14 protein-coding genes are annotated in these 18,194 nt (G+C 66.0%); 5 read left to right on the forward strand and 9 right to left on the reverse strand.

The genetic code is table 11. The annotated features are described in order from the left end of the window. Nucleotides 1-45: 45 nt before the first annotated feature. The 7 genes from bla to AKJ09_RS16090 form a co-directional block, all read right to left on the reverse strand. Entirely contained in the window at nt 46-1,089 is a 1,044-nt protein-coding gene (gene bla / locus AKJ09_RS16060) for a class A beta-lactamase (RefSeq protein ID WP_146648079.1), read from the reverse strand. 68 nt (nt 1,090-1,157) lie between these two features. Beyond that, nucleotides 1,158-2,084 (reverse strand): anti-sigma factor family protein, encoded by a 927-nt coding sequence (locus AKJ09_RS16065; protein ID WP_146648080.1) that lies wholly within the window; start codon nt 2,082-2,084, stop codon nt 1,158-1,160. A 2-nt stretch (nt 2,085-2,086) separates the two neighbouring features. Then, on the reverse strand, nt 2,087-2,746 hold the full coding sequence (locus tag AKJ09_RS16070; protein ID WP_146648081.1) for a sigma-70 family RNA polymerase sigma factor: 660 nt from the start codon (nt 2,744-2,746) through the stop codon (nt 2,087-2,089). A gap of 444 nt (nt 2,747-3,190) precedes the next feature. Further along, nucleotides 3,191-3,922 (reverse strand): polyhydroxyalkanoate synthesis regulator DNA-binding domain-containing protein, encoded by a 732-nt coding sequence (locus AKJ09_RS16075; protein WP_146648082.1) that lies wholly within the window; start codon nt 3,920-3,922, stop codon nt 3,191-3,193. Between the two features lie 232 nt (nt 3,923-4,154). After that, nucleotides 4,155-6,032: a reverse transcriptase family protein gene (locus AKJ09_RS16080; RefSeq protein ID WP_205633720.1), complete on the reverse strand. Its 1,878-nt coding sequence runs from the start codon at nt 6,030-6,032 to the stop codon at nt 4,155-4,157. A gap of 260 nt (nt 6,033-6,292) precedes the next feature. Beyond that, nucleotides 6,293-8,344 carry an SWIM zinc finger family protein gene (locus AKJ09_RS16085; RefSeq protein WP_146648083.1) on the reverse strand — a complete coding sequence of 684 codons (2,052 nt, stop codon included), beginning with the start codon at nt 8,342-8,344 and terminating at the stop codon, nt 6,293-6,295. Beyond that, nucleotides 8,341-10,350: a hypothetical protein gene (locus tag AKJ09_RS16090; protein WP_146648084.1), complete on the reverse strand. Its 2,010-nt coding sequence runs from the start codon at nt 10,348-10,350 to the stop codon at nt 8,341-8,343. Before AKJ09_RS16090 ends, AKJ09_RS16085 begins: the two co-directional genes overlap by 4 nt. A 90-nt stretch (nt 10,351-10,440) precedes the next feature. On the opposite strand from AKJ09_RS16090, the gene AKJ09_RS16095 reads away from it, so the two are divergent. Continuing rightward, nucleotides 10,441-11,253: an ABC transporter ATP-binding protein gene (locus tag AKJ09_RS16095; RefSeq protein WP_240488494.1), complete on the forward strand. Its 813-nt coding sequence runs from the start codon at nt 10,441-10,443 to the stop codon at nt 11,251-11,253. A 28-nt stretch (nt 11,254-11,281) separates the two neighbouring features. Here the strand turns inward: AKJ09_RS16095 and AKJ09_RS16100 are convergent, their stop codons facing one another. Then, nucleotides 11,282-11,893 carry a TlpA family protein disulfide reductase gene (locus tag AKJ09_RS16100; protein WP_146648085.1) on the reverse strand — a complete coding sequence of 204 codons (612 nt, stop codon included), beginning with the start codon at nt 11,891-11,893 and terminating at the stop codon, nt 11,282-11,284. A 72-nt stretch (nt 11,894-11,965) separates the two neighbouring features. Between AKJ09_RS16100 and AKJ09_RS16105 the strand changes: the two genes are divergently transcribed. Next, nucleotides 11,966-13,957, forward strand: a complete 1,992-nt coding sequence (locus tag AKJ09_RS16105; protein ID WP_146648086.1) for a potassium transporter Kup — start codon at nt 11,966-11,968, stop codon at nt 13,955-13,957. A gap of 329 nt (nt 13,958-14,286) precedes the next feature. Here AKJ09_RS16105 and AKJ09_RS16110 read toward each other — a convergent pair whose 3' ends face one another. After that, nucleotides 14,287-15,054 carry a hypothetical protein gene (locus AKJ09_RS16110; protein WP_169927576.1) on the reverse strand — a complete coding sequence of 256 codons (768 nt, stop codon included), beginning with the start codon at nt 15,052-15,054 and terminating at the stop codon, nt 14,287-14,289. A 38-nt stretch (nt 15,055-15,092) separates the two neighbouring features. Here AKJ09_RS16110 and AKJ09_RS16115 point away from each other — a divergent pair, with 38 nt between their 5' ends. The 3 genes from AKJ09_RS16115 to AKJ09_RS16125 all read left to right on the forward strand — a co-directional run bounded on the left by AKJ09_RS16115 (nt 15,093) and on the right by AKJ09_RS16125 (nt 17,882). Next, on the forward strand, nt 15,093-15,689 hold the full coding sequence (locus AKJ09_RS16115; protein WP_169927577.1) for a PDDEXK family nuclease: 597 nt from the start codon (nt 15,093-15,095) through the stop codon (nt 15,687-15,689). Between the two features lie 736 nt (nt 15,690-16,425). Then, on the forward strand, nt 16,426-17,406 hold the full coding sequence (locus AKJ09_RS16120) for a hypothetical protein (RefSeq protein WP_205633721.1): 981 nt from the start codon (nt 16,426-16,428) through the stop codon (nt 17,404-17,406). Nucleotides 17,407-17,618: 212 nt separating this feature from the next. Beyond that, on the forward strand, nt 17,619-17,882 hold the full coding sequence (locus AKJ09_RS16125) for a hypothetical protein (RefSeq protein WP_146648090.1): 264 nt from the start codon (nt 17,619-17,621) through the stop codon (nt 17,880-17,882). The last annotated feature ends 312 nt before the right edge of the window (nt 17,883-18,194 follow it).

Genomic DNA, 18,194 nt, shown 5'->3' on the forward strand with positions numbered 1-18,194 from the left:
CCCCTCCGCCAAGGCAGCGTGACGGCGTGGTCGGGCTCCCGCGAGTCAGCGTTTGGTGAAATGGTCGACCATGGCGCGGGTTACGGTCGCAATCGCCCGGTCGCGCGTGTCGTCGTCGCCCTTCGAGTTCGAGAGAAACGCGGCAATCACGACGTGCCCGGCATTGCCCGGCAAGGTGATGATGCCGACGTCGTTCGTCGCCGCCGTCACGCCATCGGTGGTGTCGGACATGCCCGTCTTGTGGGCCACCACCGTTTCGGGCGGCAAGAGCCCACGAAGCCGCTTTTTCCCCGTCGTCGTGCGTTCGAGAATCGAGACGAGGCGCTCTCCGCTCTCGGGCTTCAGCACCTTGCGCTGGTGCACGCGGAGCAGGAGATCGACCATCGCGTTGGGCTTCGCCGTGTCGCGCGGATCGGCGAGGTAGGTGGCGAGGGCGCTCCTACGGACGGCGGGCGGCGTGTTCGTCACCTCGTGCAGCTTGGCGAGGGTCCACGTGTCGCGCGGCGGCCTTTGCGTGACGCCCGTGAAATCGAAGTGGAGATCGGCCTCCGAGCGGCTCACGTCGACGCCCTCGATGCCGAGCGCGTGCAGTCGATCGGTCACCTTGCGAGGTCCGCCGACGCGTTCGAGAAGAATGTCGGCCGCGGTGTTGTCACTCGCGATGACCATGCGTTCGAGCAGTGCGAGCATCGAGCGCGTTCCACCGTTCGGGAGCTCGTCGGCGAGGGCGCCTCCAGGGCCGGGTCGAAGATCGCTCGGCCGGATGGTCACTTCATCGTCGAGCCGCAGATCCCCCGCGTCGACGTGCGCGAGGAGCTCGATCGCGAGCGGAAGCTTGAAGACGCTCTGCATGGGGAAGCGCTCTTCCCCGTGGAATGCGAAGCGCTCGCCGCTCTCGACGTGGAGTGCCGCGATGCCGAGATGGCCTTGACCCTCGTGCTCGGCGCGCTCGCAGACGGTCTGCAGATCGCGCGTATCGGCGTGTGACGCCTGGCTGGCGTCACGAGGCGCCGGTGAGCCGCAGGCTGCCGTGGCGAGAAGGCTGCCGACGAAAATGCAGGTCGTGAGAAGGGAAGTTCGCAGCTTCATGGTCGGGACCGTACGCCCGAGGCGCACGACCTAGTCCCGACCCATGGCGCTTTCTTCGAGGGGCCGTGTCAGTCGCTGGCGGCAGCGGCCACCATCTTCGCGCTGGTCTCGGGGTCGAGATCGCTCGCGTAGGTGTAGCCGACTCCGCCCTGCTCGCGGACGACGACCGAGTAACCGTCGGTCTGACCGACCCGCACTTCGGCGGTGCCGATGGCCCGCGGCGCGAGGTGCGCACCGCCGACCTGCACGTTGCGCGGGTTGTAGACGAAGACCGTGACGCGCTGGACGTTGCTGCCCTGCGAGAGCTCGTACTGCAGCATCGCTGCGCGCTCGCTGCCGTGAACCGGCACGACGCGACCACCAACGAAGCGCGCGTTCTGGTTCTGCGAGAAGGGCGCGAACTGCTGAACGTGGACCGGAACACCGACGTAGCGTTCGAGCTGCCTGACCTGCTTCGGGTCGGTCTGCTCGGGAGGAAGCGGACGCGAGTGCTGCGCGACGAACTCGCGGAGCAGCTCGTCGTTGCCGAACCCGGCGCTCGTGAGGCCCGTCGAACCCAGGGTGACCGGCTGCTTGGATGCCGAGCCCCACGCGAGGGCGAGAGCCGCGGCGCTGGCCAGCGGAAGCATCGTGCGCCAGTGGCGGAGCATGCCGCGCCCCGGCTTGGCCGGGCTGCCCTGGTTTAGCGGCCGATCCAACGCGAGGGACGAGCGGGCTTCTTCGGCCTCGTTTTCTTCGAGACGACCGACTTCGCGCGCCGTCTCCGCAGTCATCGCGGCCAACATGCGGGCCCGGACGTCTTGCGGCGTCGCCGTCTTCACGGCCTTCTTCAGCGAGCCTCGAAGCGCGCGATCGAGCGCGAGGCGCTCACGACAGACTTCACACGCACTGAGATGGTCTTCGACCTCGAGGGTCTTCACGGCGTCGAGCTGACCATCGAGGTGAGCTCCGAGCAGATGCGCCGTTGATTTGCAGCCTTCAGACGGGGACGACATGACTACGCCGCTCCCCTCTTACGTGCACGGAACGCGGCCAAGTCGGCAGGTTGCTCGTCTTTGATCATCGGCTCGTGCTTGGCTTCTGACACAGGTTCGCCCTTCACGATACCGAGAGCGAGGGCGTGGTTGTAGAGGGAACGCTGGAGCAGTTTACGGCCGCGGTGCAGGCGGCTCATCACGGTGCCGATCGGGCAGCCCATGATCTGCGCAATCTCCTCGTAGCTGAACTCTTCGACGTCGCAGAGGACGACGGCGAGCTTGAATTCCGCCGGGAGTGAATCGAGCGCGCGCTGCACTTCGCCCTCGACGATGGGCAACAGGGCTTGCTGCTCCGGATCGCGAAGTTGGCGCATGGTCGCGGCGCTGACCCAGCCATCGACGAGCGGATCGGCATCCGGCCCCTCGAGCACCGAGCGTTCGAGCCCGCCGCGGCGATACTTGTTGATGAAGGTGTTCGTCAGGATGCGGAACAGCCACGCCTTCAGGTTCGTGCCGGCGTTGAACTGGTCACGCGCCCGCATCGCCTTGAGCAGGGTGTCCTGAACGAGGTCCTCGGCTTCCGAGGGATTCCGGGTCAGCTTGCACGCCACCGCGTACAGGGCGTCCAGATGACCGACGGCCTCTTCGGCGAACCCGTCGACGACCTTCTTCTTTTCCATAAGAGTAGAGGACCTCATGCGCGTCGACTGCCTTCTCTGTCCGACGCAACAGGGAGGTTAAGCGCCCTATTCCAAAGGTCTAGCGACGCGATGCAGAGAGTCGCATGAGCTCACGTTCGGAGCTCCGGCGCCGGTGCCTAACTGCACGGCTTGCTTGAGATCTTCCGGAGCTGGCACAGCACGGTCGAGCCCGGGCTCGCAGGGCCGGTTGCGGTGGCACATTGGCGCAGGCTGGCGCACGTGGCTCAGCTTGTCGCTTGACCGGCCGAGGCGTGCTCGGTGGCGCGCCGCAATCGTAGACTCGCTATCGTCGATCCCCGATCGTCTGCGGGCGTCTGCTCGGCCGCGTGTGGAATCGCCGCGCGGGCGCGAGGCCCACGCGCGGCCCACGCCAACGACTGCGCACGTGTCAGCGCCGAGAGCGCCGAGAGCGAGAGGACCGGCCTAACGCTTCTGGAGCGTTTTCACTTTTTCTTCGAGCTCTTCGATCCGCGCGTTCAGGCGCTTGATCTCGAGCTGAAGCTGCTGCCACGGAAGAAGATTCGGAACGACCGCCTTCACGCGTTCGTCGATCTTGTGCTGCCAGTCTTCCAGGGTCTCTTTCGCCTGGTCGACGAGGCTCGGCTTGGCGCCGCCCGTTGTCGGCGTCGTCACGGTGCCGGGCGGTACAACCGGAGCAGCCGCTTGCATCGTCGCGGAGGACGGTGCGGTGCCGTTTTCCTGAACTTGCGGGGGCGTCGGCGTCCCACCTTCACCAGGCTTGCCGGGTTCGCCCTTGGCGCCCGGAATGAGGCGGCCGATGGGGCCCTCGCGAAGGTCGCTGAGGACCTTCTCGGTGCGCTGGTGAATGAGTTCCTTGAGCGTCTGGAGCGGAACGTTGCGGCTCGTGGACGCCTTCTGCTTCTGCTCTTCGTAGATGATCTGCGCGAGGGTGACCTCGGTGAGGTCTTCCTTCGTGTTGTTGTCGATGATCTGCACCTCTTCACCGGTGCGAACCATCTCCGCGATCTGAAGCAGCGTGACGTAGCGGCTGTCCTTGGTGTCGTACAGCTTTCGGTTCGAATACCGCTTGATGATGCGGCGCGGTCGATCCGAGCCCGAGCCCGTTCCTGCGCCGCCTGCGCCGCCGCTCGTTCCTGCTGCTGCTGCGCTATCGGGTTGGGGCTTGCTGTCCACGGGAGCTCCTATAGCCAACGATACACGAAGGCGAGGACATGGGGGGCCTGAACGACGCAGCAACCCACAGGTAGTTCGGGTCCGAACGCCCAGACCGAATTGTTGCGCTGCCGCATTTTGGTCGAACCAGCGCGAGCGAGCGCGAGCGGGGTGCGGTCGGTACGTCGTTCGGCACGGCTCGGGGCAGAGAAGGCCCGCTTCGTCGGTCTGCGTCGCGGGACGCGACAGCCTTTTACGAGCCCGTGATCACGTCGAGCTCGCGACGGAGCTTCTCTCCCTTTTCGCGATCGATCATCGAGACGTAGGCGATCTTGCCTCGCACGTAGGCTTCGAACGCCGGGTGCCCCTGCCGGTTCTGTCCTTCGAGGCCTGTTCGTTTGGCGCCGTGGAGGATCGCCCGCAAGCGACGGATCTCCTCGCGCGGCGTCGCCGGCTTGTCGTTGACGACGACGCCCGTGACGTCCTGCCGGCGTGCGTTGCGCTGCACGCGCGTCTTCTTCGCGTTGAGCGCGAATCCTTCGTTCTGCGCGATGTGGCGCACGCGCGCGAGTAGCCACCCGATGCGCTCGCGCTGTCCGCTCTCGGCGCTGAACGTCAGGTCGTCCGCATAGCGCGTGTACGACCAACCGATCTTCTTGCAGACGCCTTCGAGCCTCTGATCGAGCTTGCGGGCAATCTGGTTCGAGAGGGCGGGGCTCGTCGGGGCGCCTTGCGGGAGCGCGCGTTCACCGACCGCGACCCAGAACTCGCGACCCTCGTGCACGACCTTCGTGCGCGGAGCTTCCGTGCACAAGAGCGCGAGGATCGTCGAGACCGCGGGCGAGTAGCCGATGACCTCGAAGACACCGCGCACACGCTTGAACGTGATCGAGGGAAAGAAGTCCTTGAGGTCGCAATTGACCACCACGTCGCGCCCCACGTGCATACGCGCGTTGGTGACCGTGCTGCGACCGGGCACGAAGCCGTGCGCGGCCTCCGTCACCGGGAGCTTCGAGAGAATGAACTCGAGGATCCAGTGCTGCGCCTTCTTCAGATCGTCGTGCGGGGCGGAGAGCAGGCGTGTGCCGCCGCTCCGCTTCGGAATCTCGAAGTGGACGTAGTGCGTGCGCGCGGGCGCTTCCGCGTGGAACGCGAGCCAGCGGAGGCGCGGTACGTCGAGGCCGAGTGCTTTCGCGACGTCTTGCGGCGTCGACAGGATCGGCAGCCCCCGGCGTGCGAGCTCCTCGATGTGCGTGCGGCGGTCGGCGAGGCCGGCGGAGACGCCGCGGCCGAGGAACACGATGTCGGTCGCGCGCCGCTGGGCGATCTCCGCCTTCCGCTTGGCCCGCCGCTCGTCGGCCTCGCGCTTCTTTTGCTCCTTGAGCGCAGCTTTCTCGGCGCGGCGTGCCTCGAGGAACGCGTCGGCGTTCTTCTGCGCGGCGATCTCCGCGATCCTCATCGCGTCGTGGTGCTTGAGCCACAGATCGCCCACGCGATGGATCTCGGTGATCTGCTCGGGCTTGAGCATGCCGCGGAGGATGAGGCCGCGATCGATGAGGGCCGTGCGCTCGTCGCTCTGCGGAGGGATCGTGTCGACGCGTCCGATCCAGGCCGTGCGGTACGGATTGATCTTCAGCGCGCGCTTGCGGAAGTCCTCGGCGGAGAGCCCGAGGATGTCGCCGCCGTCGAGCGGGTCCTTGGCGTCGGCCTGGCGGACGGCCGAGACCGGCGCTGGCTGCGCGACGGGAGCGGGGCGTGGTGCAGGCGCGGGAGGCGACCCGAGCGCAGCGGCGCGCGGACGGACGTACGAGTCCGGGCTCGCGCCCACCGGGTGATAGACGGCATCGGTGCGCGTGTAGCCGAGGGCATCGAAGCGGCCCGTGTCGTGGAGCGCTTCGACCACTGCGCAGGCGGCGCGGATTTGCGGAATGCCCTTCGCGGCGTAGCCGCCTTGGTCGGCGACGTCGACCGCCTGGAAGAGCTCGCCGTTCTGGCACTTGATCTGGATGATCGCGCTGACCTCGCGGACCAGCGCAGCATCATGGGCAGACAGCGCGTCTCCGGTCTTCGCCGGGCCTTCCGGCGCTTCACCTGCCCCGAAGAACTGTTTGACCTTGTTCCAGAAGCTCATGATCCAGTCCTGGAAGGAAGCCCGAGAGCTCGACTTCGTGCGTAGGACCGCGTCCGATCACGAAGGGCTCCGGGGTGCCGTGTTTGGAGCAAACATCTGTTGCCCTGGTGAAACGACACGGCACCCTGCGAGCCCAAAAGAACATCGGGCGTGGGGAAGCATGGAGAAGCAACGGCCGCCACGGCGGAACGCCGCAGCATGATGGTCTCGTGCGCTCGGACTTCCTTGCAGGACTGGATCGAGAGAGACAGAACCATGGTTCAAGAAAGAAGAGAAGAGGTGAGGCGCATCACGTCGCTCGCGACGAGCCAGGCGGCTTCGACGACGCGTGAGACGGTGACGTCGAGGCGCGCAGCTTCGCGCTGAATCTCTCCTTCGACGTCGGCGGGCAGGGCGAGGAGCTGCGCGACCTTCGCGCCTCCACGGTAGGGCGCGTAGGGCGCGTAGGGCGAGCTCGCCCCTTTCGACGCGAGCGCGTCGAGATTGGGGGCTTTGCGAACGTGCTCGCGGGCGATGCGCCAGGCCTGGGCCGCCATCGCGTGGAGCGTTTCGCCCCGGCGATCGGCCTCGGTCTGCATCGAAGCGACGACATTCTCCGCGAGGTGAACGAGCATTCCCTTCGATGGCGCGGTCGTGACGTGAGCCACCGGAGAGGGAGCCGCGACCGCGGACTTCGTCGCATGCATGCGCAGCGCGAGGAGGTGACGGCAGGGGCCGGCGCGGAGGCGGTTCCTGAAGAAGAACGAGCAGCTGCATTTCGCGCCGCGGAAGGCGCCGTCGAGATCGACGATGCCTTCGCATCCGGTTCCTCCGACGTGCGCCGCAAAGAGCCGCCGGCCGCCGCCGAGCGCCTCGTCGCGTTCGAGCTTCACGGCGCCGTCGCTCACCATCTTGCGCGCGGCTTCGAGCTCGGGATTTTCCGGGCCGAGCAGCGTCTCGGAGAGGGCGACGGGCATGAGCGGTCGCCAGCGATAGAGCTCGGAGGCGTGGTCGTAGACGAGCTGACCGCGCTTGGCGAGCTCGTGGAGTCCCGCGAGCACTTGCCGCCGCGGGAGGCTCACCTGCCGTTCGAGCTCGGTGACCTTGGCCAGGCGGGTGACCTCGAGATAGCGCGCGAGCGCGTCGGCGGTGCCCGCCGGGGCCTGGAAATCCCCGAAGAACGTGTCGAGGTTCGAGCCGCGCGTCCAGTCGTTTGCGGTCCAGCCGCTGAGGCCGAGCACGAAGCGCATCTCGCCCATGTGAGCGATCCAGATGCTCGGCAACCCCGATCCGAAGAGGAGGACCTCGAAGCGGTCGGTGATGGGCAAGAGGCGCGCGAGCGACATGAGTCGGCGCCGGCCCCACAGCTTCACTTCGCCGACCATCGCACCGTCGTAGGGCGCGCCGTGCGAGCGGATCTCGACACCCCACGGGTCGAGGATCATCGTCGGGACTTTGCCCGGCGCGAGCTGGAATCGCACGCTGCGCGGACCGCCCTTTTCGCGGTGCCGCTTCATGTAGGCGAGGAGCGAATAGACGGCGTCGACGGAGAGCTCGACGCGCGTTGCAGGCAGCGCCATGGCCGCCTGGAGCTGGCCGAAGCCGCGCAGCCACGAGGGCGGCAGGTCGATCTTCTCTTCGCGATAGCCCGCGCCGCCCTGGTTCTGGACCTCGAAGCCCGTGGGGTCGACGAGCAAGCGCGTCGACCGGTAGGTGCGAAGCGTCTGGAAGTGCTCGTAGAGCGCGAGCGAGTAGTCGACGTTCGTGGTGCCGAGGCCGCTTGCGCTCTCGCCGCCGAATGCGTTGCGGTCGACCGTCAGACAGCCGTACGCCGATTCGTCTTTGGCGAAGCATTCGAAGAAGACGACGTCGGGCGCGACCGTCACGACCGGATCGCAGGGAACGAGCGCGCGGAACAGGGCCGGATCGTTGCGCGAGAGCTCGTTGGCCCACCGCACGCGCGCGTCCCAGTAGAGGCGATGCATCTTCTGGAAGTCGCCCTTGAGGTTTTTCGGCGGAGGCTCGTTCGAGATCTTCCGCGCCTCTTCGACGCGCGCGCGATCGAGGACGGCCGTGCGTATCTGCGCCTCCTCGCGAGCCTGCTGGTCCTTCCAGGCGAGCCAGGCGGAGCGGTCCTTCTTCTTCGCTTTGAGATCGCCGACGACCACGTCGTGCAGAGCGCTCATCGCTTCGCGGAAACGGAGCGGATGGAGCAGCTCACCGTCGAAGAACACCGGCGGTCGCGCGAGATTCGGCGCGAAGGCGAGCGCTTGCCCGCCGCCCGCCTGGCGCATGCCGCTCTCGCCTTTGTAGCGAACGTCGAGGCTGGTCATCGTGCCACCTGTGCTCCGATGGAGAGCTCGGGCAAATGCCGTTCGATCGCGCTTCGGAGCTCGTCGTGGGCCACGGCGGCTCGCGTGAGGGCGGCCAAGGCGCCGACGCGTTCGGGCACGCGAACCGAGCGGAGAGCGAACGAAAGGACGGGGAGCCAGCGATCGGCTTCGGCCGGCTTTTCGGCCGCGCGATCGGCGATGCGACGGAGCATCGACTGCTTCGTGTTGGCGCCGGTGTGGACGGCGAGGATCACGGTGCTCGCGAGGTGCGCGAGCTCGTCGGGGCCGGCTTCTTGTTGCCAGGTGGCTGCGTTTTTCACCACGAGCGCGCGTACGTCGTCGTACGGCGATTCGAGCAGCGAGAACCAGAGCGGCACGCCGGACGCGTCTTTCGGCTTCTTCTCGAGATACTCGGCCGCGACCGTACGCACGTCGGCGAAGCGTGAATCGAACAGATCGCGCAGCTGCTCGGGGCGGAAGTGTGCGGACGCGTCGAGGAGCGCGAGCAACCAGGCGGCTCCCTCCGTGCGCACGCTCGCGACGGTGGCCTGAGCCACACGTCCGATCGTGGCGATCTCCGAGGCGTTCCCCGTTGCCTTCTGTCGTGCCCAGCGCAACCCGAGCTCGGCGACGGACGCCATGCGCGAAAGCGCGAGCTCGATGCATTGTTCGAGCGAAACGCGCTTCGGCGAAACGTGCTTCTCGAACGCATCGACGAGCATCGGGACGACGTCGAAATTCTCGATGCGCAAGAGGCCGAGCCACTCGTCGACGCTCACCGTGTCGAGGCCGCGCGCGCTCGCGAGGAGCTTGGCCGCGAAGGCGACGACCTCGTCGTGCGGGCTCGCGAGCAAAGGCCTCAGCATGGCGATGGGCAGACCCTGGAGCTCCCCTGCGTATTCCTTCTCGAGCCAGCGGGCGGTCCAGACGCGGACCGTGCGGCTTCGAGCTTGTCCAAGTTGCTCGAAGAGCTCGTCGCGAACGCCGCGCCACGCCGCCGGCCAATAGGGGGCGGGAGAGAGCTCCGACACGGCGCGGCCCTCGGCCACGCGAATTCCGCGGGGGTCACGCACGATGACGTCGGACCATGCGAAGAGCACGTGAACCAGGCTCCACGCGTCGAGCAGGCGCGCCGACGAATCGAGGTGCTCGTCGCGATAGAGCGGCATGGCGAGGCGCATGGCCTTGCCGTAGCGAGCCGGGTCGGACCTGCCGATCGTGCGGAAATAACGGAACACGCGTCGCGCGAGGTAATGGCGGGTGGCGCGTGTGAAGCGGTCCGTCTTGGCCTTCGGCGAGGTCTTGGACGAGATCTTGGCGAGCAGCGCGGGGTTCGACGCGAGCTCCGACCGCGTGACGTAGGAGCCCCGCGACCAGATCTTCCCTTCGACGATGATGCGTCGCGAGAGGCGGTCGAAGGCCACCAAGAAGTGAGCCATCAGCTCGTCGTCCCCGCGCTGCTCGGCGAGTTTGAAGAGCCGTTTCACGAGCTGGCGATGGAAATGGCGATCGCAACCGTCGTCCACGTAACGAAGGAGCGCGCGTCGCATCTCGGGTCGCACGTCTTCGAACGCGGCTTCGAACCAAGGCTTGGCGAGCGCGCCGAGTTTCTTCTGCGAGGTGCAGCCGAGCACCTCGTCGACCACGCGGGGATCCCCGGCGGCGAAGAGCTCGTCAAGCAGCAAGGTCGAACCCGAGCCTTCGGGAACGGCGGGGCCGAGGTGTTGTGAAGGACCGACCTCCTTCAGACCCTTCGCCGTCGCTTGGCGGGCGATGATCTGCTGGTAGATCGTCTGCGCCTGCTGGCGGGAGCCGTACGACGACTCGCTCGTCCGAGGTCGTCCACCGCGCTTCTGCGAAAACCAGACGACCGTCTGACCGCGGAGCTCGACCTCGAAGACGTCCTTACGCTCGGGGACCGCCGCGATCAGGATGCGCGCACCCGTGAAGGGGTTCACGCGCTCTTGCGGCGGAGTTCCCGGCCAGGTCCGTTCGAAGCGCGGCACGGCGCAGCATGAGAAACGGAGCCGATCACCGCGTCAAGGGGGCCGTGCTATCCAGAGCCCCTGAGCTCCCCCGGTCGAGAGTGCCTTCGCTTGCGAGGTGTCACCGCGTCTTACGACGGTGCCAAGGGAGATCGTGCCCAGCTGCGCGACGTGGATCTGGCCGTGCATGCAGGGGAGCTGGTGTGCGTTCTCGGGCCGAACGGCGCCGGAAAGACGACGCTCGTGCGCGTGGCCTCGGGATTGCTCGAACCGTCTGCGGGATCGGTTGAGCTCCTCGGCGTGTCGCTCACCGATCCGAAGCGAACGCGCGGTGACGTGGCGCGTAACCTCGCCGTCGTCGAGCAAATGCAGGAGCACGCGCTCGGCTTCAGCGTGCGTGACGTGGTGGCGATGGGGCGCGCCCCCCACCAGGGCGCTTGGATGCGAACGTCCGAGGACGACGCTCGCGTGATCGAAGACGCCATCGTGCGTTGCGATCTCGTCGCCCTCGCGGATCGGCCTGCGCATGCGCTTTCCGGAGGCGAACAGAAGCGCGTGGCCATCGCGCGAGCACTCGCACAGGAGCCGAAGGTGCTCCTCCTCGACGAGCCCGGAGCCTTCCTCGACGTGCGCCACCAGATGGAGCTCTACGAGCTGCTGGCCGCGGAGGTGAAGGAGCGCGGTCTGGCGTGCCTGGTGGTGATGCACGATCTCAACGTGGCGGCGCAATTCGCCGACCGCATCGTGCTCATGAAGGCTGGGCGCGTCGTTGCCGCCGGCAGCGTCGAAGCGGTGATGACGTGGCGCACGCTCAAGGAGACGTTCGACGCCGACCTCTATTGCGGCGTGAACGATCTCACCGGCACGCGCTTCTTCTTGCCGATGCGCGCGAGCACGAAGCCCAGCGGTGAACGAGACGGGTGAACGAGACCGATCAACGAGACCGGCGAGATCAGAGAGCCCGGCGGATCAGGCGCTCCAGATCCGCATCGCTCGTGACGCCCTGACGAACCGCCATGATCTTGCCCTCCTTCGAGATCAAGATGAGCGTCGGAAGGTTGTGGACGTCGAACTTCTGCGCGATCGCGTCCTTCACGTCGTAGACGATGGGAAAGGTCACGCCTCGTCGCGCCACGAAGCGCGCCGCGAGACCTTCGGCGTCGCTCGTGTTGACGCCCAGCACCACGAGTCCCTGGTCCTTGAAGCGCGAGGCGACGCCGTTGATGATCGGCATCTCGGCCTGACACGGACCGCACCACGTGGCCCAGAAGTCGAGCAGCACGGGGTGGCCACGAAACTCGCTCAGGTTGAACGTCGTCTTCGCCGGATCGGGGGCGTTCGCCACCAACGTGCCGGAGAAGTCGGGTGCGTCTTCGGCTCGGCCGCAACCGTAGCCACTCGTCAGGCGTGGCACGACACCGAACCCAACCGCGATGGCAAGGACGACGAGCACCAGGCGTGCCACGCCCGATCGCTCGTCGCCACCGGCCAGAGCCTGAGACTGAGCCTGAGACTGCGCTTCGGCGCTCGCCGTCAGTTCAGGATTGCGCGTCGACTCGGCCATGACCTCGAGGAGTGGATAGCACGCGCCTGCGTTGCGCGCCTCGATGACGCGGAGTAACGTCGTCCCCCTCAGATGAGCTCTGCCGCAGAGCACGCAGGCGAAGTAACCCACGCGCCGAAGATCACGGGACTCGCCGACCTGTCCAAGCTTTCGCTTGCGGCGCTCGGTGTGGTCTATGGCGATATCGGCACCTCCCCACTGTACGCGCTGAAGGAGTGTTTCTCCGGAGAGCACGGCGTAGAGGTCAATCCACAGAACGTACTCGGCATCGTGTCGCTCGTGTTCTGGTCGCTCACGCTCGTGATCGTCGTGAAGTACATGACGTTCGTGATGCGCGCCGACAACCACGGCGAAGGCGGCATCCTCGCGCTTCTGGCGCTGCTCAAGCCGAAGGCCGGCGAGAAGACGCTGGCGCTGCGCATCTACGTGATGCTCGGGCTGTTCGGCGCGGCGCTCCTCTACGGCGACGGCGTCATCACGCCGGCCATCTCCGTGCTCTCGGCGGTGGAAGGTCTCGGTGCAGGCCAGCCTAACGAGGCCGCCGCCACGAAGGTCACGGAGGCTACCGTCGAAGGCTTCCACGCGCACCTCACGTTCAGCGAGGCGCTGTCCTCGAAGCCCGTCATCGTCGCCATCACGGTGGTGATTCTCGTCGTGCTCTTCCTCGCGCAACGGCGCGGCACGGCGAAGGTCGGCGCGGTCTTCGGTCCGACGATGCTCCTTTGGCTCGTCACCATCGCGGGTCTCGGCTCCTCGTGGATCGTGAAGCACCCGAGCATCCTCTTCGCGATCAACCCGCACTACGCGGCGCGCTTCTTCATGGCGCACGGCGTCCACGGCTTCTTGATTCTCGGCGCGGTCGTCCTCTGCATCACCGGAGGCGAGGCGCTCTACGCGGACATGGGCCACTTCGGCAAAAAGCCGATCCGCGCGGCCTGGTTCTTCGCCGTCTATCCGGCGCTGCTCCTCTGCTACTTCGGGCAGGGCGCGCTCCTCCTCGAGAAGGGCAACGTCGACAATCCCTTCTACGCGATGGTCTCGGGCATGTGGCGCTATCCGCTCGTTGCCATCGCGACCTTGGCCACCATCGTGGCCTCGCAGGCGCTCATCTCGGGCGCGTTCTCGCTCACGCAGCAGGCCGTGCAGCTCGGCTTTTGGCCGCGCGTGACCATCCGTCACACGTCGGGCGAGGCCGAAGGTCAGATCTTCATCCCGGAGATCAACACGGCGCTCATGGTCGCGTGCATCGCGCTCGTCATCACGCTGCAGGAGTCGTCGAAGCTCGCCGCGGCGTACGGTATCGCTGTCACCGGTACGATGAGCATCACGAGCCTCCTCTTCTACGGCGTCGTCCGCCGCTGGGGCTGGAGCGCGCTCGCGTCGACGGCGCTCGTCGGCTTCTTCCTCATCATCGACCTCTCGTTCTTCAGCGCGAACGTGAACAAGATCCACGAAGGTGGCTGGTTCCCGCTCGCCGTCGGCGTCGGCGTCTTCACGCTGATGACCACGTGGCACGCCGGGCGTGTTCGCCTCGGTGAGTCGATTCGCGCGGCCACGCTGCCGATGACGGTCTTCCTCGAAGATCTGGCGATGACCAAGCCGCATCGCGTGAAGGGCTCGGCGATCTTCATGACGTCGAACCCCGACGGCGCCCCGCCCGCGATGCTCCACCACTTCAAGCACAACAAGGTGCTCCACGAGCAGGTGGTGCTCCTCTCGATCCAAACGCGCCACGTTCCCGAGCTCGCGCCGAGCGCACGCATCGAGAAGATCGTCGACCTCGGGCAGGGCCTCTACCAGGTCGTGGCCGTGTACGGCTTCATGCAGACGCCGAACGTCATCGAGGTGCTGGATCTCTGCCGCAAGGCAGGGCTTCAGACCCACGCGGCGGACACGAGCTTCTTCCTCGGCCGCGAAACGCTCCTCATCACCGACCGCCGCGGCATGGCCACCTGGCGCAAGCAGCTCTTCTCCTTCATGAGCCGCAACGCGCGCCCCGCCAACGCCTTCTTCTCGATCCCCTCGAACCGCGTCGTCGAGCTCGGCACCCAGATCGAGCTCTGAATCCGTCGGCTCTAACCTGAGTCGAGAGAGAGGGCACAGGAAGGGCGGAAGGACGGAAGGGGGTTGGGGGCGTGAGCCGTCGCAAGGCCGCTCACAGTACCCCCTCCTACGTCGACTCCGGGAGTCCTGGACGAAGGCAACGATGCACCTCGAGCAGCGCGCAGCGCTCTCCTCTGTACCCTCCTCGAATCTTCCGCCCTTCCGCCCTTCCTGTGAGATTCCCTCCCATCGTCCGGCACAGCACGAACTGGCTTCGAACGACGCGTGTGGTCGGAGGGGTTCTGTTCCGGGTCCCCTTATCCGAACGGCATGGGCTCTGAGCCGGGGCTTCAGGTGCTCCGGTAGGCGCGCTGACGCTGCGAGAGCGACAGCGCGACGACGTGTGCGAGCAAGTCCATCTTGCTCGCCGAGCTCGGATCGATCGTTCCGCGAATCGCGAGCAGCCGCTCGTCGAAGATGGCGTGGGGCGCCGCCTCGCGAAGCCGCTTCACGAGCTGCTGGAAATTCTTGGGCGTCGACGCGCTTCGTGAGGGGCCGAGCCCTTCGTAGTGGGCCTTGCTCGCGCGCACGATCCAGGGCGGGCCGTCGTTGCGGAACAGGTAGAGGACGAACTCCCGCTCTTCGGTGGTGTGCTTCGTCTCTTTGGTGCTGGTCCGCGAGGGCATGAGGCCGCCGGTGAGGGCCGCGCGTCCGATGCTCAGCTTGCGCTCGGTGCGCTTCTCGACGGTGACCGAGCTCGTGACGTGCGTGGCGCGCACGATGGCGAAGAGATCGGCGTAGGGAAGGCGCGTTTCGGCGCCGCTTCCGGCGACGTTCACGAACGCATCGGCCTCGAATCGAAAGCTGCGAAGAGCCGCCATCGCGTCGCTGGCCACGACATGGCTCGCATCGAAGGCGACGGTCTCGTGGCTGCGCGCGCGAAGCTTGCCGAGGAGGTCGATCGCGCGCTCGCGAACGTCGGTCCGAAGGACGATAGCGGGAAGCGCTCCGCGGAGAACCAACCCGGCTTCGTACGGCGTGATTCCCAGATCGGAGGCGAACGAACTTGCCTCTTCGTCCGCGGAACGCCCCAAGGTCACGAGCGCGACGACGTACACGTCCCGAACATAGCGCAACCCGAGCGTCGGGTTCCGGAGTGGCCCAGGCCGCCGGCGAGAACGCGAGCGTTGGGTGCGATCAGTTCCTGTACTTCGACCCGACCAACGCGTCACGCAAGTGCGCGCCGGACGCGACGCTGAAGCTCGGGGTTCGCAAAGGGCTCTTCGACGTGTGGAAGACGTGGGAAGCCGGCGCTCCGGACCTCTGCGTGGAGATCCTCTGCAAGGAGGCGGAAGAGAAGCTGACGCTCGACGAGAAGCTCGCTCGGTTCCACGAAATGGGAGTGCCCGAGGTCGTGGCGTTCAACGCCGATGCGCCGCCTGGTAGGCGGATTCGTGCGTGGGATTTCGTCTCGGGTGACCTCGTCGAGCGTGTCGTCGAGCACGACGCGACGCCATCCCTTTCTCTGAATCTGTGGTTCGTCGTGGGCCCGGGCGAAAGCGATGACGTTCCGTTCACCCTGCGTCTCGCGGAGGATTCCGACGGACAGCGGCTCGTGCCAACGCCTCTCGAACGCGAGCGGGCAGAGAAATTGCGCGCGTTCGACGAACGAGATGCCGAACGCCGCGAGAAGGAACGTGCCCTAGCCGAGCTGGCCGCCCTGCGTGCGCAGCTGGGCGAGCGGCGCTCGTAGCGCTGAAGGCCCTTTGCACGAAAAAGCTGGTGACGAGTGATCACGGGACCTTCCTGCGGCGATTGCCCCGTTGCGGCCCGCAGGACCCAAGCTATGGCGCCTCGTGCCTCGGCAGAAGGAGCGCATTCGATGACCCGATGGCGAAGTGGATGGAACCTGCTGCCCCTGTTGCTCCCGCTCGGGCCGGGCGTGTTGGCGTGCTCGCCGGAAACGCAGAGATCGACGCCAGAGGTGTCCTCTACGTCCCGCTACTCGATGCGGAACGAACGGTTCGTGGAGCTCGCGGGCCTAGGGACATCCGTCAAGGCCGTTAAGACACCGACGGGGGGTAGGCGGAATTTGACGACGGCCATCGGGAGGCACTCAACGACGTTCTCGCGGCCGACATGATCGCTCGGCGCTCCCGCCGAGGAATATTCGACGATGCTCTACGGGCCCGACTTGCTCGCGCCGATGCGTCCCAAACGATTCCCGTGGTTGCCTGGTTCCGCCGGCGTCCCTCCCCCGCGCGGACCGAGACCGAGGGGGCCGCTGCGCAAGCAGAACTCGAAGCCGCCGGTGTCATCGACAGCCGCAGGAGCACCTTCCTTCCGTTGATTTACGCCAGCGCAACGCCACGCGCGTTGCGCTGGCTGGAACATTCTGCGCGTTTGGTAGGCGTCCTCTTGAACGAGCCGACGCCTGCAATCGTCGACGAGGCCGCCTCGTACTTGCCTCGTTCGCTTCGGAGAACAGCATGAGCTGCCACAGGAAGCGGCGCGTTCTGGCTGGCCCTACTGCCGTCGCGGCGCTCGTTGCGCTGACCTCTTGCGGCTCCAAGTCCACGGGCGACATGACGTACACCGTCGAGGTGGGTGGGACGAAGGAAGCGTTGTCGCGCTTCACGCTGGCAGCCACGGGCCTTGATTCAGACGGTAAGCTCTATTTCAAGGACAACAGGTATGTGCGCACGTTTCACGCGAGCGGGGAATACGCGCGCATGAACCGCGAGTGGCGCGAGATCCGCGTCGAGCAGTCGGGCAGTCACCTCGCCTTGAGGCCGTTCGTGTGCAGCGAGATCGCCGGAGGAGCATCAAGGGTCTCCGAAGGTGGCTGGGCCATTACAGAGACCCACGAGTTCTTACTGAACCCTCAGGGTCAACTGAAGTTCAATACCAACGTAGATCGGCAGCTGTCCTACCGATGCGAGATGACCCACGGTGGCGACGGCGACGGGGCGTCCGTTAAGGAGTTCGCACCGGAAACGTGTGGGTCCGGTAATCGCATCAGCTCGGTCAAGTTGAAGCGCGATGGCCAGGAATGGGCTTCGAGCGCCTGCTCTTCTGTCGCGGTCTCCACTCCGCCTGTTACCGAAGCGGGATTTGGATTCGAGCTACCCGACTTATCCGTCGACGTCATTTTTCAAGACTGCTTCGACGCCGAAAAGGCGACGTATCCTCGTGTTGTCGACGTCGGCGTACGGGAGACAAGCTGTCGGTTCTCTTCTAACGCCAGCATCTTCGCGCCTTCTTCCGGCGACATGTTCGTGGCGACGCCGGCGAGTGGAACCGTGTCGTTCGACGGCATCGACCTCTCCGACCCAGGACGCCTGCGGGGACATGCCGATGTCATCTTCGCCGCCACAACTCCTTCGAGCGAACGCATCGAGTTCGAGGTCGTGGGGGCGTTCGATCTCCCGCTTGTGCAACTCGCGCGTCCGGCAGGAGGGAAGCAGTGATGTGGTCTCGGCTCGTATTCTTGTCTCTGGCAATCGTATCTTCTCTGGGATGTACATCGTCGAGTACCGTCGGTGACGGTGAACGGACGGGTTACACCGTATGGATTTGGATTCAAGGGAAGTCTTCCGCGTTCGTAGGAAGACAGCTCGTCGTCCATGGCCGACCCCTGGCTCCTCCTCGCTTGCACGATAACCCCGATGAGCTCATATCCGTGATGACGGCGTTCTGTACCGCCGACTACGGAAAGTTCACCGACCTGCCCATCGATGTCGTCGTCAAGGAGGGAGATAAGGTCCTCTCCTCGACAAGCATTCAGCGCGTGGGTTGCAAGCTTAGCGAAAGTCGAGGGTCCCTCGAGAACAACATCGTGACTCTGCGCGATGATGGAACGATCGCGGCGAAGTTCGGAGAGGATCCGGACACGGCTACAGGCTGCTCCGACGACGACTCGCTCTGCCCTGTGGACGATCTCTAATCTCGAGCCAGGCCAGGCGGCGCCGTTGCGTCGCACAGACTCCTTGCTGCGAAATGGTCTTCATCTGCATCAGCGGCCACCGCTGGCGACGGACGTGCAGCGACCGTTGCTATCTCCGTGATCGGAGGTGAGAGCAAACTGATCACGATCTGTCGTATTTCGATGAAAACCGCCAGAGCCTTCTTCCCGGCGTCGCGATTGCGTGCGGCGGCAAGACATCCACGAGCGAGCCAACGAAGGATCCTTCGACAGACTCTGACGTACCGGTCGTTTCTACCGACCCCGTGTTGGGCGAGCTACTCGATGTACCGG

The sequence above is a fragment of the Labilithrix luteola genome (assembly GCF_001263205.1).
In the GTDB taxonomy this organism is placed as follows: domain Bacteria; phylum Myxococcota_A; class Polyangia; order Polyangiales; family Polyangiaceae; genus Labilithrix; species Labilithrix luteola.

What these genes read in the sequence shown, in the direction of transcription:
- bla (WP_146648079.1), bottom strand. Translation starts at nt 1,089, where the DNA reads ATGAAGCTGCGAACTTCCCTTCTCACGACCTGCATTTTCGTCGGCAGC.
- AKJ09_RS16065 (WP_146648080.1), bottom strand. Translation starts at nt 2,084, where the DNA reads ATGTCGTCCCCGTCTGAAGGCTGCAAATCAACGGCGCATCTGCTCGGA.
- AKJ09_RS16070 (WP_146648081.1), bottom strand. Translation starts at nt 2,746, where the DNA reads ATGGAAAAGAAGAAGGTCGTCGACGGGTTCGCCGAAGAGGCCGTCGGT.
- AKJ09_RS16080 (WP_205633720.1), bottom strand. Translation starts at nt 6,032, where the DNA reads ATGAGCTTCTGGAACAAGGTCAAACAGTTCTTCGGGGCAGGTGAAGCG.
- AKJ09_RS16085 (WP_146648083.1), bottom strand. Translation starts at nt 8,344, where the DNA reads ATGACCAGCCTCGACGTTCGCTACAAAGGCGAGAGCGGCATGCGCCAG.
- AKJ09_RS16100 (WP_146648085.1), bottom strand. Translation starts at nt 11,893, where the DNA reads ATGGCCGAGTCGACGCGCAATCCTGAACTGACGGCGAGCGCCGAAGCG.
- AKJ09_RS16105 (WP_146648086.1), top strand. Translation starts at nt 11,966, where the DNA reads ATGAGCTCTGCCGCAGAGCACGCAGGCGAAGTAACCCACGCGCCGAAG.
- AKJ09_RS16120 (WP_205633721.1), top strand. Translation starts at nt 16,426, where the DNA reads ATGAGCTGCCACAGGAAGCGGCGCGTTCTGGCTGGCCCTACTGCCGTC.